We start from the raw sequence: 19,227 nt of genomic DNA, 5'->3' as shown, positions 1-19,227 counted from the left end.
AATATTAATCTCGGAACTTACTCAGTTATACAATTCCTTTACCAAAGGAGAACTCAATCCTTTGGCGCCATTGAAAATGCAATACAAAGATTATGTGAACAGTCATACGCAATTATTGAAAGAGGTTAACTCATCAGGACATAGAAAATACTGGCTGGATAAATTTTCGGGTGAACTCCCGATTACTGAATTACCTGCGGACTCGCAGCGTCCCTTATATAAAACATTTAACGGAAAGCTGCATGAAATAAATATTGAAAAACAGTTTCATGTCCGGATTGAAAATCTGTGCAGGCAAAATAATGTAAGCCTTTTTATGTTTCTCGTTTCCATTGTAAGTATTCTTATAAATAAATATTCCGGTAAAACCGATGTTATTATTGGTTCTCCTGTTTCTGGAAGAGAACAAAGAAACCTGGAAGATCAAATAGGCTTTTATGTAAACACAATTCCTCTGCGGAATGAAGTTGAAACTTCTCTTAGCTTTATAAACTTTCTCAACAAGGTTAAACATAACTGTATTGAAGCGTATGATCATCAGGTTTATCCTTTCGATTTATTGATAGAAGATTTGAATTTAGAACGTGATACAAGCAGGAATCCATTATTTGAAATTGTAGTGTCGCTGCAGGAAGAAAATTCCGATTCAATTTTGTTTGACGGAATTAAAACTTCTGTAATGAAACCCAAAATAACTTTCAGTAAGTTCGATCTCCATTTCAATTTTGAAAAATCATCCGGAAATATGAAACTCGGAATTGTTTATAACACGGATTTATATCAACCGGAAAGGATTGAAAGATTAGGCAGACATTTCCAGGAATTGTTACAAAATATTTTGAATACTCCAGATGAAGTTGTAAGAAAAATAGAAATTATATCCCCGGAAGAAAAAGAACAGATAATAAATGTATTTAATAAAACCACCTGCTATTATCCCAAAGAAAAAACCATTGCAGAACTATTTGAAGAAATAGCAGAAAAATATCCCGATAAACCGGCAATAGTTTTCCAGGGAAATCCTTTAACGTATCGTCAGCTTAATGAAAGAGCCAACTCGTTAGCTCATCACTTAATAAGCAAATATGAGATAAAGCTTGATGAACCAGTAGTATTGCTTATGGACAGGTCGCATGAATTAATCATATCCATATTAGGCGTGTTAAAAGCGGGCGGGGCTTACCTGCCGATTGATACAAATATGCCAGTTGAAAGAATAAATACCATTCTCGAAGATGTAAAGGCAAGGATTATTTTAACCGGCAGTGAACAGGCAAATAACGCTTATTCTGTTCCTTATGTTATTCATATTACAGAAAAATATTTTTTAGGACGTGAGAGTTTTGGCAATATTAATGTTGGTAAAACATCATCCAATTTAGCATACATATTATATACTTCAGGCTCAACTGGAATTCCAAAAGGGAGTATGATAGAAGAAAAATCAGTTATACGATTAGTAAGAAATACTAATTATTACTCTTATAGTGATAAAGACAGAACGCTTTCTACATCATCAATTTCATTTGACGCAACAACTGTGGATTTATGGGGGATGTTATTAAACGGCGGAACGCTCTATCTGGAAAATACAGAAGACTTTCTCGATCCTGAAAAACTGAAAAAATATTTTTTAAATTATAAAATCAATAAAGTTTTTCTCCCTACCGGTTTATTTGTAAGAATGGTTGAAGCCGATCAACAAAATAATCTAAAAATGTTTGAAGGAATTAAAGAAGTAATTGTTGGTGGTGATAAAATGCCCTCACATACATCTAACAAATTCATTGCGCATTATCCCGGTATCTTATTATTGAATGGATACGGACCCACAGAGAATACGGCTTTTACCACGGTATTTAATGTTACAAAAGAATTTCAAAGTGAAATTCCTATCGGTAAACCAATAGCGAACACCACGGTTTACATTTTTAGTGAAGATTGTAATTTATGTCCCATCGGTGTCCCCGGAGAAATATTTATCGGCGGTGAAGGATTATCGCGCGGGTATGTTAACCGACCTGAATTAAACAAAGAAAAATTTGTTGAAAATCCTTTAAAGAAAGGAAAAATATTATACCGCTCCGGCGATATAGGAGAATGGTGTAATGATGGTAATATTCTTTTCCATGGCAGAAATGATGACCAGCTTAAAATAAGAGGATATAGAATTGAAACCGGTGAGATTGAGAATATATCGGCAAAATATAACAGGATAACCAACACAAAAATTATTGCTATCCAGGAGGAAGAACAGAAAGAACTGGCTCTTTATTATACATCTGTAAATGAAATCAGTAAAGAAGAGTTCAAAAAATATCTTGGCAAAACACTTCCCGAATATATGGTTCCCAAATATTTTATCCGGCTGGAAGAATTTCCTCTAAATAAAAATGGAAAGGTAGATTATAAATCATTCCCAAAACCTGATACAAAATCAGACATTTCTGAAAAGATTCTTGAACCGGGAAACCTGCTTACCGGTCATGCAGGCAAAACTGAAAAGACATTAGCAAAAATATTCCAGGAAATATTAAACGTAAAAAATATTTCAATTACAGATAACTTCTTTAGTTTGGGCGGACATAGTTTAAAAGCTATCAGGGCGGTATCCGCAATACAAAAAGAACTATCAGTAAAAGTCAGCTTAAAGGAATTTTTTACATATCCTGATATTCTTTCACTTGAAGAAATTATACGTGATAGAAAACGGGAGACACTCGGAATTATCCCGGTTATAAAAGAAGCCGCTTATTATGATTTATCATATGCACAAAAAAGACTTTGGGTTTTAGACAAAATAGAGAAATCAAAATCAACTTATAATATCCCGCTTGCTGTTACAGTTTATGATGAAATAGATTTGAGCGCTTTACAATTATCATTTGACGATATGAATCAAAAACATGAATCAATTAGAACTGTGTTTATCGATATTAACGGAGAACCATTTCAGAAAATAATTAATAACCAGAAAATTCCTATTGCAGTAAAAGATTTCAGCAATGATAATAATCCGGATGATTCTGCTTTTAACTTTGTTGTTACAGAAGCACATAACCCATTCACTCTTTCTGAATTTCCACTAGTCCGGTTGTACGTTATAAAAACATCCGTTGAAAAATATATTATACTCCTCAACATCCATCATATAATTTGCGACGGATGGTCGTTAAGCATAATGACAGACGAACTATTCGGCAGATACAAAAATTATATTGATAAAACCGGGAATCCGCTTGTAATTCCCAAAATACAATACAAAGATTATACTTACTGGTTGAATGACAGAATAAATAAGCCGGAGAATGATTCCGATCATGCATACTGGCTTGAGAAACTAAATGGAGAAATAACTCCTTTAGATATTCCTTCGGATTTCCGTCGTCCTGTTATCAAAACATACCAGGGTAATTCTATTTATTATTCTTTTTCAAAAGAACTCAAAAAAAATCTTGATACTTTCAACATTGAAAAGCGAAGCAGTTTGTTTATGACTCTCACTGCGGCTTTAAAAATTCTGTTATATAAATACACCGGTAAGGAAGATATAATAATCGGCACGCCCGTTGCGGGCAGAGACCACCCCGACCTGGAAAATCAAATCGGCTATTACGTAAATACTCTTGCTTTGCGGGATCAAATAAAACCTGAAAAATCTTTTGCAGAGCTGTTGGAAGAAATAAAAACAACCACAACCGAAAGTTATTCTCATCAAATGTATCCGTTTGATAAACTGGTTGGAGAATTAAAGCTTCCGCGGGATACAAGCCGTTCGCCATTATTTGATGTAATGATTGTTTTACAAAATTTTGATGTTTCATTCATCGGAGTATTTAAGCAGATAGAATCGTATAAGATTCCGATGAATATGAGCAAGTTTGATCTGACTTTTAATTTTAATGATGCAGGAGAAGATTTAGATCTTTTAATAGAATACAACACGCAATTATATAAACAGGAAAGGATTGAGCAGATAGCGTCGCATTTGTTTGTTTTGTTAAATGCAATAATAACCAACCCGGCGCAGAGTGTAAAATCAATTAATATATTAAGCAAAGAAGAAGAAAATAATTTACTGCGGAATTATAACGACACAGCCGCTAGTTATCCGGATGATAAAACAATCGCACAATTGTTTGAAGAGTCGGTTTCAAAATATCCTTTAAACACTGCGGTTGTTTATAAAGAAAAAACTTTAACGTATTCCGAATTGAATAATAGAGCGAATAAAGTTGCGCGGTATATTAATGAAAAATATTCTATCTCAGCGGGTGAACCGGTTGGTGTTTTAATTGCGCCATCTGAAAATACAATTGTAATATTGTTAGCGATAATAAAGGTTGGCGGAGCTTATGTTCCAATTGATCCGGAATATCCTGATGAAAGAATCAAGCATATCCTTTCTGAAAGTAAAACGAATATATTTATCACACTAAATGAAAATGATCTCCGTTTAAACAAACTTGTAAATGAAGTTAATCTTGATTGCAATATCCTCAACCTGACCGAGGTTCTAAAAACTGATGGTTTGGATTATGCGAATCTTTGCGGAATAAATATCAATCCGGATTCAACTGCTTATATAATTTTTACTTCAGGCTCAACCGGCAAACCCAAGGGTTGTCCCATAAGTCATAGAAATCTGGTTCGTCTTTTTATTAATGATAAATCACATTTTGATTTTAATTCTTCTGATGTATGGATAATGGCGCATTCATATTGTTTTGATCTTTCGGTATGGGAAATGTACGGCGCATTATTATTCGGCGGAAAAATAATTATACCGGATAGAAATGAAGTTAGAGATATTTCAGCTTTTGTAAGACTTGTAGATGAACATAAAGTTACAATATTGAACCAGACTCCGGGCGCGTTTTATAAATTTATTGATACAGCGATTGAAAACCGGAACAAAAAATCTCTCAGTCTTCGTTATGTAATTTTTGGAGGTGAAAAACTTAATCCTTCAAAATTGCAGAGATGGATTAAAGTATATCCCGCCGAAAAAGTAAAGCTAATAAATATGTATGGAATTACTGAAACAACAATTCACGTAACATATCACCGTTTAACGGATGAAGAAATAATATCATCGGACGGAACAAGCAATATCGGCGTGCCGCTTCCTGAAACTAAAGTTTACATTTTTAATGATGATAAAATGCTTGTTCCTGTTGGTATTTACGGAGAAATATATGTTGCAGGAACTGGGTTAAGCAAAGGATATTTGAATCGCCCTGATTTAACAGCAGAAAGATTTATTCAAAATCCATACGACAAAAATGAAATATTATATAAAAGCGGGGATGTAGCCCGGTGGATTTATGATGGGACAATGGAATATCTTGACCGCAGCGATAACCAGGTTCAGATTCGCGGCTTCCGTGTTGAAATTACAGAGATTGAAATTCAGCTTCGTCTGTATACAGGAATTGTTGATACATCTGTTGTTGCCATTGATAGAGAAGGAACAAAGGAATTAGCAGCTTACATTGTTTCGGAAGAAGAATTAAAAATTAATAAACTCAAAAGTTTTCTCTCATCCTCTCTGCCAGATTATATGATTCCGACTTACTTCATTAAGATTGATAAAATTCCGCTGACCTCCAACGGCAAACTTGATAAGAAATCTCTTCCCCCGGCAATTCAGAACATTGCAACAGGAGCTTTATTCGAGAATCCTGCCAACAAACTCGAAACAGAATTACTTGTATTATGGCAGGAAGTTTTATCAACAGAGAGCATTAGTATTCATGATAACTTTTTCGATCTTGGTGGTAATTCGATTCTTCTAGTGAAACTTTACAGCAAAATAAATGAGAAGTATCCAGACGTAATGGAATTAACAGACTTGTTTTCAAAAAGTAAAATTTCCGAACAGGCGGAATTTATTTCACAGAAAATTTCAGATAATCCGGAAGTTACTATAAAAACTTTTGAACATCCGGAAGCCGGATTAAAATATCATGATGTAGCTGTTATAGGCATTGCTGCAAGAATTGGCGATTGTGAAACGCCAGATGATTTCTGGAATGACCTGCGTATGGGTGTTGATTTTATTGGTGAAATGCCTCAGGCAAGAATTCACGATATCAAAGAACTTGGCAAATTATATAATATTAAAACCGGTACATTCAAGTTAAGAGAGTACAGTTATCTGAGTGAGGTTGATAAGTTTGATTATAGCTTCTTTAAACTATCTCCAAGCGAAGCAGCCTTAATTGATCCGGGGCAGAGAATGTTTATGGAAACCGCTTACCACGCACTGGAAGATGCCGGTTATGGCGGAAATAAATTATGGGGAAGCCGGACAGGAGTGTTTATCGGCGCAAGCGATAACCTGGGTGAATATGCAAAATTTATTGAAGCTTCCGATAACCTGGATCCGAATCTTTTACTCGCAGCACAGACACCATCAATTCTGGCAAGCAGATTATCATATCATCTCAATTTAAAAGGTCCGGCACTGCTGGTTGATACTGCCTGTTCTTCATCACTCGTTGCAGTTCATTTAGCCTGCCAGGCAATACGGGAAGGGAAAATCGATTCGGCGATTGTTGGCGGAGTAAAACTTCACCTGCTTCCGTTGGATTCAAATTCGCGGTTGGAAATTGATTCATCCGATTCACGTACGCATAGTTTTGATGAATCGGCAAACGGTACCGGAGCCGGGGAAGGCGTAATAGCTATTTTTATTAAACCGCTGGAGAACGCTTTAAAAGATAAAGATAATATCTATGCTGTTATTAAAGGAAGTGAAATTAATCAGGACGGAAATTCAATTGGTATTACTGCACCTGATGCAGATGCGCAGGCTAATGCAATTGAAAAAGCATGGCTGGATGCAGGAATAGATCCGCTAACTGTAAGCTTTATTGAAACTCATGGAACTGCTACAAAACTCGGCGATCCGATTGAGATAGATGGTATTACAAAAGCATTCAGAAGATATACTTCTGAAAAAAATATCTGCGCAATCGGAGCAGTTAAGGCAAACATTGGTCATTTAGATACCGCTGCAGGTTTAGCCGGATTATTAAAAGCAGTATTGAGTTTAAAATATAAACAGCTTACACCGTTGGTTCATTTCAAAACTTCAAACAGAAATATAAATTTTGAAGAAAGCGCTGCTTATATAAATAAAGATCTGAATGGTTGGGAAAGAAATGGAAATCCGTTACGATGTGGTGTAAGTTCGTTCGGATTAAGCGGTACAAACTGCCACGTTGTTTTGGAAGAAGCTCCACCTAAAGAAAAAATAATACATCAGAAGAAAAATTTTCTATTTACTCTTTCATCACGTAGTAAAGTTGGTTTGATTGAACATGCAAAGAAAATTAAACAATCTCTTTATCTTCATCCTGATGCAAATTCCGAAAGTATTTGCTATACACTTGCAACTGGACGAGGGCATTATTCCCACAGAATAGCAATCGTATTTGAAAATGTGAAAGAGCTAATGCAGAAACTATCCCAATTAATTGAGAATGAACTTAGCTCTGTAGAAGCAGACGGTATATTTTATAATTATTCAAAAGTTGTTGCATCAAACAAAAAGAATCTGGTTGCCGGTGAAATAACCGAAAATGATATTCGTGATATCAGCAATGATATTAATAACATCTTAAAAAACAATACCGATGAAATTGATAAAGTAAATCCAACAGCAATGGCATACGTAAAAGGAGCAGATATTTTGTGGGATGAATATTATAACAATTCTTCCCCTGCAAAAATATCACTTCCCGGTTATCCTTTTGAAAAGAAAAGATGCTGGGTTAAAGTAAGAGAAAAAGAAATAGTAAAAGAAAGTGTTAACACTTCTTACGGCAAAAAGTTTGACAATATATTTTTGAGTAATTGCATTTTTGATACTCCGGCTGTTGCAGTTTACTCCAATACTTTTAATGATGATAACTGGCTGCTTGATGAACACCGTGTTATGGGCATACCAACGCTGGTTGGTGCTGCATACCTGCAAATGGCTTATGAAGCGGGGAAGAATCATTTTAAGGGCGAGCAATTTCGTTTTGAAGAATTCTATTTACTTCAGCCACTGAAGAAGAATGAGGGAAAAGATTTAGAAGTTCTCGCTGCAATAAATAAAAGCGAAGATAATATTCTTAAAATTGATGTTCATTCAAAAACTGATGACAACGACTGGTTGACGTATGCGAAATTCAGAGTAAGTGAACTTGAAAAGAAATCATTCGATAAAATTGATATTGAAGAAATTAAAAAACGCACAATAAATTCCCGCGAAATATTTCAAAAGGATGAGGATGAGGAAAACGATGAAATTATTCAGGTAAGCAAAAAGTGGAATTGCCTGAATAAAATTTATTGGAATGAAAATGAGTATCTGGCAGAGTTAAGCGTTCCGGAAGCAGATACGGAATTAACAGAGAATTATTATTTGTATCCTCCATTGATTGACGCCGCACTGAGTTATGCCATTGATGAAGCCGGATTTCTGCCCTATTCATTCGGAACAGTTGATTTACGAAGAAGAGCCACAAAAAAAATATTCAGTTATATAAAAAAACAAACTAACGATTCTTCGGAAACCCGCTCATTTGATATAACGCTGGCAGATGAAACAGGAAATATTATAGCTGCTTTCCGGAATTTTACTTTGAAGAAAATAACGAAGCAGAAACAGGGAAATTATTTTCATGAACTGATTTGGAAATCCTGGGAGTTAAATAAACCTGCTATCATAAAAAATATTAACACTTTTGTGTTTTATAATTCAGGATGCAATCAGGAGCTGGTTAAGGATATTAAAGCCGTTCAATGGATAACTGCAAATGAAATAGCAAAAGATAATTTTACGGAAATATTTAGAAAGTTCGATAACAGGATTCCCGAAAAAATAATTTTTATCCTACCGGAAATGGTTGGTAATAAAATCGTTCCTGATATTGATTTAGAAATCAAACTGACAAACTCTCTTTACAGCACTTTCAACTTTGCTAAATATCTTTCCGTGAACGTATCATCCAAGATTGATCTGTTGTTTGTCGGGAAAAATGTTTGTGAAGTTACAAAGTCAGAATTGTATTTAAATCCATTAAATAATTCTGTTGCCGGTTTGGGACAAGTATTGCAAAGAGAAAGTCCAAATATCAATTGCAGGTTTTTGGATATTGACGAGCACACCACAACGGCAGAAATAATTGACGAAATAAATAATGGGTTTACCGAATCTTATTATTACCGGGCATATAGAAACGGTGAAAGATTCATTCGCGAAATTAAACCGGTGAGTCTGGAAGAAAGAGAGCTTAATGAGATTTCCTATAAAGAAAACGGAGTTTATGTAATTACAGGAGGAACCGGAGGTATCGGATTAGAGCTGGCACATTTTCTTGCAAAGCAGGCAAAAATAAAATTAGCTCTGATAAACCGTTCTGAATTTCTTTCAAGGGATAAATGGAACTTAGTACTGCATGAAAGAAGAGATGAAAAGTTATGCCGGAAAATTGATAAGATCCGAGAGTTTGAAAATGAAGGAGCAGAAGTTTTTTTCTATACTACTGATGTAAGTGACTATGACAAGTTAAAAACAGTAATCGAAAAAATTAAAAATGATCTTGGCAAAATCTGCGGAGTTATACATGCAGCAGGAGTGGCAGGAGATGGATTTATTTTCGGTAAAGATCTGGGAAAATTCCGTGATGTAATAAAACCAAAAATTCACGGCACAATTTATTTAAGCGAATTACTTAAAGAAGAAAAACCGGATTTCTTTATAATGACATCGGCATTAACGGCAATATTACCAACTGCCGGGCAAAGTGATTACACTGCTGCAAACAGTTTTATGGATGCATATTCATCTGAATTAAATAACTCCGGGATAAATGCGGTGAGTATTAATCTTACCTCTTGGAAAGAAACCGGGATGGCTTACGATTACGGCGTTGTTGATGATGGAATATTCAAATCCATATCTACAAAAAACGGTGTAGATGCTTTTGAAAAAATTATTCAAAGAAAAATGAATTCCGTTGTACTTGGTGAACCTGATTTATCTTACCTGGATTCAAATGAAGGACTGCCGTTTTATCTTGATAAAAATATGCGTTTGCCAAAGAAGCAACATGTGAAGAGCAAATCCGAAACAGAGATTAAAAAGGATGTATCGCTTAAAGGAAATGAAAGCGGCAATTATACCGAATACGAAAAATCAATAGCTCAAATATGGGGAACTGTTTTAGGTTATGAGGAAATTAATGTAACTGATAATTATTATGATCTGGGTGGCGACTCAATTCATGCTATAAAAATTAACAGTCTTCTGGAAAAGCAGTTAAAAATTCCAGTTACTATTGGAGATTTATTTAATCATTTAACAATTGCGGAGCTTGCTGAATTTCTTGAAATTAGAACTGGATTAAATGATAAGGAAAATAAAGAAGATTCAGCTTCACCGGCTATTCTACCAGCAGAGAAGAGCAACTATTATCCTGTTTCTTCAGCCCAGCGCAGGTTATTCATTCTTGATCAATTAACAAAAGATAAACTAAGTTATCATATTCCGGAGATATGGAATATTAAAGGAAGATTGAATGCAGATGAACTTATAAAAGCATTCGATAGAATTATTGATCGTCACGAAATCCTTCGCACATCATTTGATCTCGTTCAGGATGTACCGGTGCAGATTGTTCATGAAAATGTTGAGTTTACAATTCCTGTTTCATCAATGAGCGAAGAGGAAGCAAGAAATCACATCCGCGGATTTATAAAACCATTTAATCTAGGCGTTGCACCGTTATTCCGGACTGAAGTAATTCAACTTTCCCCGGATAATCATCTTGTATTATTTGATGCTCATCATATTATTATAGATGCCTTCTCAATGGAAATTCTCAAGAAAGAAATATTCAATTATTATGAAGGAATTGAACCTGAACCGCTTAACATTCAATACAAAGATTATTCGATCTGGCAAAGCGGCTACTATAAAAGCCGTGAAGCCATTGAGAAGAAATCATATTGGATAAAACAGTTTGATGGTGAAATACCTGTAATTAATCTGCCTCTTGATTATTCCCGTACTGCTAATCAATCTGCAGAAGCTGGAATATTTACATTTTGTATCGATGAAAAACTGACTGCAGAAATTAAAAAAATGTCTGCCGGCATGGGCATTTCAACATTCATGATTTTGCTTGCCGTTTATAATATTGTTCTGCATAAGTATACCCAGCAGGATGATATTATAATAGGTGTTACCACGATGGGACGCGATAACGTTGAATTATCCAACCTTCTCGGTATGTTTGTTAACAACTTACCGATAAGAAATTTTCCTAAAGATGATATGAGCGTTATCGAGTTTCTGAATAGAGTGAAAGAAACTGCTATTAACGCATTTGCAAATCAGGATTATCCTTTCGATGAACTTGTTGAGGATCTAAAAATTAAAAGAGACTTAAACCGTTCACCGCTTTTCGATGTAGTTTTTTCTTATATGAATTTTGCGCTTTCGGAAATTAAAAACGGTGAGATGCAGATTTCCGATTACAGGGCAGAAACGATTATCTCTTCAGAATATGATATGACACTTTACGGTCTTGAGGCTGAAAATAAAATTTATATTACGATAAAATATAAGAAGTCATTATTCAAAAATGAGAGTATAGAAAGATTTGCCGGGCATTTTTCAAAAACAGTTGGGACTGTTACTGAGAATAAGGAAATTAAATTACGTGATGTTGATATTCTTTTACCAAATGAAATTAAACTTTTAAAAAGTTATAACAATAATTACAAAAAGATTACTAAAAAAATTCTCGCTGTGGATCTGCTTAAAAAATCATTTACAAAAAATCCGGAGAAGATTGCTTTATTGTACAAAGATAAAACGATGACTTACAGTGAGCTGAATATAAGAGCAAATAAACTTGCAAATTATTTACGGTCGGAGCTTTCGGTTAAGCCGGATGACCTGATTGGTATAATGGTAGAACGAACAGAAACGATGGCTGTTGCAATGCTTGGTGTATTAAAAAGCGGCGCAGCCTATGTGGGAATTGATAACGCTTATCCGCAAAAAAGAATTGACTACATCCTGAATGACTGTAAAGCAAAAATATTATTAACGGAAAAAAGTATTTTTGAAAAAGATTCATTTAAAGCCAGCATTAGTCATTCTGAGGAGCTTGCGACGAAGAATCTCCCGAATGGTCTTGATAATCAGATTCTTCGATTTGCTCAGAATGACAAGAAGTTGCCTTTTGGAACAGTTATCATAGATATAGATGATCCTGCTATCGCGCATCAAAAGTCAAATGAACCGGCAAATATAAACTCACTGGAAGATTTGTCTTATATAATTTATACTTCAGGATCAACTGGAAACCCAAAAGGAGTTGCAATTACCCACAAAAATCTTTCGGTGTTTTTGCAATGGTGTTTTGCTGAATTCAAATCAACAGATTATGATATTGTTTATGCTTCCACCTCTTATTGCTTCGACATATCGGTGTATGAAGTATTCTTCTCTCTTATAGCAGGTAAGACTATACGGATATTAAAATCGGCACTTGAAATTCCGGAGTATCTTGACAAGGACTATAATGTATTGGTTAATACTGTTCCATCTTTAGTATCTGAAATAAAAGATTATTTGGACCAACGAGGGTTCAATCATTTATCAGCTTTAAATATTGTTGGAGAACAAATACCTCAAACACTTATTGATGGGATAGATTGTGATAAAATTGAAGTGAGAAATTTTTATGGACCTTCTGAAGATACTACCTATTCTACAATTTATAGATTTAGCAATAGGAATAAAAAAGTTTTAATCGGCAAACCAATATCCAATACTCAAATTTATATTGTTGATAGAAATCTTAAGTTAGTTCCACTCGGACACACTGGAGAAATATGTATTACCGGCGATGGACTTGCAAAAGGTTATTTATTTAAAGACGAATTGACTAAAGAAAAATTTATTGGCAATCCATTTGGAAAAGGACGGCTTTACAAAACAGGAGATTTGGGAAGGTGGACTGATACAGGTGATATTGATTATCTGGGAAGGATAGACAGACAAGTAAAAATAAGAGGATTCAGAATTGAACTTGGAGAAATAGAAACCAATATCAGGCGTTATCCTTCAATTGATAATGCAGTTGTTATTGCTTATGGAAAAGGCGCATTTAAAGATATCGCTGCATATATAGTCGCAAGAGAAATAATAGATATAAATGATTTAAAAAATTATTTAAGTAAACTAATGCCTGCGTTTATGGTTCCGTTATATTTTGTTATGATGGAAAAAATTCCGCTTACACCTAACGGAAAGATTGATGTTAAAACGCTGCCCGAACCGGAACTTGATATTAAACATTCTGAGTCAGCCGAAGTGGAAATATTAAATTCATCTGAAGAATTACTGGCAGAAATATGGAAGAGAGTATTAGAAGTTGACAAATTAAGTATACATGACAGCTTCTTCGACCTGGGAGGACACAGTCTAAAAGCCTTAAGACTCCTTACACAAATCAACCATGAGTTTAAAAGCAATTGCAGTCTATCAGACATATTTGAATATCCGACAATTGCACAGTTTGCAAATATCATCGACAGACAAAATAATGTTTCGGTTATTTCACTCATTCCACTTAAAAAAGCGAATTTCTATGATGTATCACACGCTCAGCGCCGGCTATGGATACTCGACAGGATTGAGAAAAAATCTATTGCTTATAATGTTCCGGTTGTTTACCAGATAAATTCTGAAATAGATTTTAACGCTCTTCAAAATTCGTTTAATGCTCTCATAAACAAATATGAATCTTTGAGAACATATTTTATTGAGGTTGACGGAGAACCCAAACAGGTAATATCAGATAAAGTTGATTTCACAATTGATGTTATTGATGTAAATGGAAATCGGGACTTTATAGAAAGCCTCTCCCTTCCCTCTCCCAAGGAGAGGGTCTTTAAGTCCCCTTCTTTTGGGGAAGGAGTAAGGGATAGGATAAAGGAATTAATTCAGAAAGCAATTACCGAACCTTTTAATTTGGCGGAAGCTCCTTTAATTAAAGTTACTCTGCTGAAAAATAAATCTAAAGAAGAATATATCTTAATCATCAATATTCATCATATAGTTTTAGATGAATGGTCAATAAATATATTGGCAGATAATTTAGCTGCATTCTATAATCATTATTCTGGCAAAAATAAAATTTCAGATGAAAGTGTTTTCGCTCCGTCGCCGGTTCAATATAAAGAATACGCTGATTGGCACAACCGGCAGATTAAGGATAACGGAAAAAGTGTTAACGCACATAAGAATTATTGGTTGGAGATATTCAGAGAACCTGTACAATGTTTGAATTTACCTTCCGATTATCCGAGACCTAAAACACAAACATTTAAAGGGAAGACAGAATCATTCTGTCTTTCTAAATCCTTATCCGAAGGACTTAAGAAACTAAGCACCGGAAATTATACTACTCTGTTTATAACTACACTGGCGTTATTTAATTTACTGTTATCCAAATACACAAAACAAAATGACATTGTTATCGGAACTCCGATTGCGAACCGGGAACACCAAGATATCCAGGATCAGATTGGCTTTTTCCTTAATACGCTTGCTCTGCGAAATCAATCTAATAATGATGAAAGTTTCAAATCGTTTTTGAATAAAGTTAAAAATAATACACTCAGCGCATTCAGTCACCAGACGTATCCGTTTGACTTACTTGTAGATGAATTGCAATTACCAAGGGACCTCTCCCGTTCTCCATTATTCGATGTAATGTTGATATCGCAAACTCCGGCTGAAGTTGGAATCAGATCCTCATCCGGTCTTGAAATGAAATCAATTGAATTTGATTATCCCGTAAGCAAATTTGATTTATCAATAAGTTATTATGAAGATGAAAGTTGTATAAAATATTTCTTTGAATACAATACAGCTCTCTACAAAAAAGAAAGAATTGAGAACATGTTCCATCACTTCTCTTCATTGGTTGAAAGTGTTCTGGCAAATGATGAGAAACCAATTTCACATTTAAGTATTGTTTCGATAAAAGAAAAAGAAACGCTTTACAATTTATCGATGGGATGCAACAAAGTGCTGGCAAATAATTCAATTGTGAATCTTATTGAAAAACGAGCAGCAGAATTTAAGGATCGATCTGCGGTAGTATTTAAACGGAAAAAATTAACTTTTGAAGAAGTGAATTCGAAAGCAAACCAGTTTGCCCGTTTTCTTATTGAAAGTAAAGGAGTAAAACCTGGAGAGTTCATTTGCGTTATGCTTGATAGATCCGAATGGTCTATCATCACCATGCTTGCAATTCTTAAAACCGGTGGAGTATATATTCCCGTCGATCCAAATTATCCGCAAAACAGAATTGACTATATTCTACAAGACTGCGAAGGAAAAATTCTGATTACATCTGAAAAATATGAAAAACTTACTTCCTTTAATAAAGATAGAATTATTACTGTTGAAGAGTTCGATGAAAAGATTTCAAATCTCAGTGGAGAAAATCTGAATGTTAATTTTTCTCCCGATTTGTATTCTGCCGCATATGTTATTTACACATCCGGATCAACTGGCGAACCGAAAGGTGTTTTGGGCACTCACAAATGTTTGTTGAATTTGATTGAATGGCAGTCAGATCAAATAGAAAGCGGATTGAAAACACTTCAGTTTGCACCGCACAGTTTTGATGTTTCGATTCAAGAGATATTGTTTTCTCTTGCAACCGCCGGAACATTATATTTGATCGAAAATGAAACTCGTTATAAAATGAGTTTGATTGCCGAAATTATAGATAAAGAAGAAATTGAAATGCTAACGATACCGTACAGCGCATTAAATTTATTCCTGAATGAAGTAGAAAATAATAACCAACTAAAATCACTTAAGCATATTATTACATCCGGTGAACAACCGTTTATAAATTCCACCATTGAAAAATTATTGAAAGCCTATCCCGGAATAATGTTTCATAATCAATACGGACCTTCTGAAACACATGTTGTTACATCATTTACTCTTTCGGGAAAAGTTGATGAACTGCCCAGTAAAATTCCAATCGGCAGACCGATTAATAACACACAAATATTTTTATTAGACAAAGAAATGGAATTTGTGCCCGTGGGAATTCCCGGAGATTTATATATCGGTGGATTCAATGTAGCTGGCGGATATATAAATAAATCTGAATTGACGAATGAACAATTTATTAAGAATCCTTTTGGTGAAGGAAAATTGTATAAAAGCGGCGACGTTGCCAGATGGGACAATAACGGCGAACTTGAATTCCTTGGAAGAGATGACGGGCAGGTAAAAGTGAGAGGTTATAGAATTGAGCTTGGAGAAATTGAATCCTGTCTGTTGAAATATCCCGATCTGAAAGAAGCCGCAGTTAAATTAATAGATGATGGAGATAATAAAGAGATTGCAGCTTATTTTACATCTCTTGTAGATATTGATATTATCAGTTTGAAAGAATTTTTGTCTGCACATCTTCCGGGTTATATGATTCCGGAGTATTTTGTTAAACTCGAAAAATTACCACACACTCCAAGCGGCAAAATTGATATTCGTTCACTTCCCAAACCGGATAATACTGATAATCCATTCTTAACTGCGTATATTGAACCCGATGGAAAAACGGAAATTGTTATTGCAGAAGTATGGAAAGAAATACTGCACAAAGAAAAAATAAGTTCTCAGGATAATTTCTTTGAAATTGGAGGTAACTCAATTAAAGCAATTCAGGTTATGTCGAAGGTGCAAAAGCGGCTTGGCAAAAAAACTTATTTGAACCTTATTTTCCAGCAGCCAACCATCAAACAAATGTCAATTAGAATATTGGGGACGGAAGAAATGTTGAAAAATATTGAAATGGATTCTATCCTATTTAATCAGGAATCTGAAAAGAAGATATTCTTTTTACCTCCGGGAATCGGCTATTCTTTTGCTTATATGGAATTTGCCAAATACTTTTTGGATCATTCCGTGTACGGAATAAACTTTATTGAATCAGCAGCTCCTGCAAAATCAACTGCAGAAATTCTAACCAATCTTCAAAATGAAAGTGAGTTTTACCTGTTCGGACATTCAGCCGGTGGCAATATGGCTTACGATGTTGCGATTGAACTTAAAAAACAAGGAAGACAAGTGGGCGGAATTATATTATTAGACAGCTACCGGCAGCTTGAACTGATCGATTGGAGTGCGGACGAATATTTAAATGATGCTATTTTATATATAGAACAAAATCATGCCGAATTTTTAGATGAAGAGATTAAAGATGCAGCCTTTAAAAAAATTGTTGCATATCGAAAGTATCTGAATGCCAGAACCGAGGATGAAACTTTGGATTGTCCCATAATTCAAATTGAAGCCACAGACAAGATTAATAATTTTAATCATAAAATCAGTAGAAGAGCGTGGGGCGAATTAACTCCTCAATTTGAAGTGTATGAGGGTTACGGGGGTCATATGGATATGCTAAAGCAGCCTAACGTGGAAAAGAATGCTTTGTTAACGAGCAAACTTTTGTATAGTCTGATAAATAAATATTGCGATGTTAATTCAAATGGAAACAATACTAAATGAAATTTTTTGAATTCCTAAAAAAAGAATCTAATAAACCGTTACTCAAATTGTTTCTTTTAACGGCTGTGTCCGGCCTTTCAAGCGCCGGTGTTTTAGCAATTATTAATTTGGCGGCAAAGAATGTTTCTAGTAAATCAATTAACATCAGTTACGTTTTAATGTTTGTTTCAACAGTGGGAATCTTCGTCACCTCGCAGAAGTATATTTTAACTTCCGGAATTATTATCATTGAGGAAATTCTTAATAACATAAGGTTAAGATTGTCCGACAAAATCCGCCGAACCGATTTACTAAACATTGAACAAATTGGCAAAGCTGAAATATATAACCGGTTGACACAGGAATGTACACTAATTTCACAAATGGCACCATACATAATTACTGCAATGCAATCGGCAATAATGCTTATTTTTATTTTTGGATACATAGCAATTCTTTCAATTTTTGCCGCTGCGTTACTTGTTATTCTTATACTTGCTGGTGTACTTGTTTTTCACAAGAATAATCTAAAAGTTTATGCTGAATTGGAAGAAACAAATAAAGCTGAAATAAAATTTTTTGTGTCACTTACCGATATCCTTGATGGAATAAAAGAAATTAAACTGAACAGAAAGAAGAGTAATGATTTATACTCCCATTTTGAAAAAATATCTCTGAAACTAAAAAACTTAAAGATAAGTACCGGTTATAAATTTTCTGAAAACATGGTTTTCTCACAGGCTTTCATTTACATTATCCTCGGTGCCATAGTTTTTGTACTGCCAAAGTTAAAACCTGATATGGCTGAAAATATTGTTAGCACAACTACGGCTATGTTATTTGCTATAGGTCCTTTAACTTCCCTTGTTTCTATGCTTCCTGTTTTTGGTAAGATAGAAATTGCAATAAAAAATATTTATAACCTGGAAAGCGAATTGGATCTGCAGGTTAATCCAAATGAAATTCAGCCGATAAATGGCGAGAACAGATTTACTGATTTTAATAAAATCGTCTTGAACGACCTTTATTTTGAATATAAGAATGGAGACGAAAGTGATGTATTTTCGATCGGACCAATAGATCTTTCAATACAACGGGGCGAAGTGCTATTTATAATCGGCGGTAACGGCTGTGGCAAAACTACATTCTTAAAAGCCCTTACAATGCTTTACAAGCCTAAGACAGGGACCATATATGTTGATGATAAATTAATCGACAGCGCAAATTATTTGGAATACAGGGAATTGTATTCAGCTATTTTTAATGACTTCCATCTTTTTGACAAGCTATATGGCATGGAAAAAGTTGACCCGAAAAAGATTAATGATCTCTTGAAATTAATGCAGATACAGAACAAGACTGAATTCAAAGATAATGGGTTTACAAAACTTGATTTATCAACGGGTCAGAGAAAACGTCTTGCATTAATTGTTACATTTATGGAGGATAAACCAATATATATTTTTGATGAATGGGCTGCTGATCAGGATCCGCAGTTTAAAGAATATTTTTATTATGAGTTATTGCAAAAACTGAAAGCCGAGGGTAAAACAGTTATTGCCGTAAGCCATGATGACCGTTATTTTAAATTAGCAGACCGAATAATAAAAATGGAATACGGTAAAATTATTTAA

2 protein-coding genes (1 of these 2 cut by a window edge) are annotated in these 19,227 nt (G+C 34.6%); both read left to right on the top strand.

Going from position 1 to position 19,227, the window contains the following annotated elements; all coding sequences use genetic code 11:
• A protein-coding gene (locus tag NTX22_03645) for an amino acid adenylation domain-containing protein (GenBank protein MCX6149601.1) crosses the window boundary here: on the top strand, nt 1–17,614 show its 3' portion. Its footprint begins 533 nt before the window's first position; only the last 17,614 of its 18,147 coding nucleotides appear in the window; the start codon falls outside the window, past its left edge; the stop codon is at nt 17,612–17,614.
• A complete protein-coding gene (locus NTX22_03640; protein ID MCX6149600.1) occupies nt 17,611–19,227 on the top strand; it encodes a cyclic peptide export ABC transporter in 1,617 nt (538 codons plus the stop codon). Before NTX22_03645 ends, NTX22_03640 begins: the two co-directional genes overlap by 4 nt.

The sequence above is a fragment of the Ignavibacteriales bacterium genome, assembly GCA_026390815.1.
In the GTDB taxonomy this organism is placed as follows: Bacteria; Bacteroidota; Ignavibacteria; order Ignavibacteriales; family SURF-24; genus JAPLFH01.
This window is presented reverse-complemented; position numbering and strand designations above follow the sequence as displayed.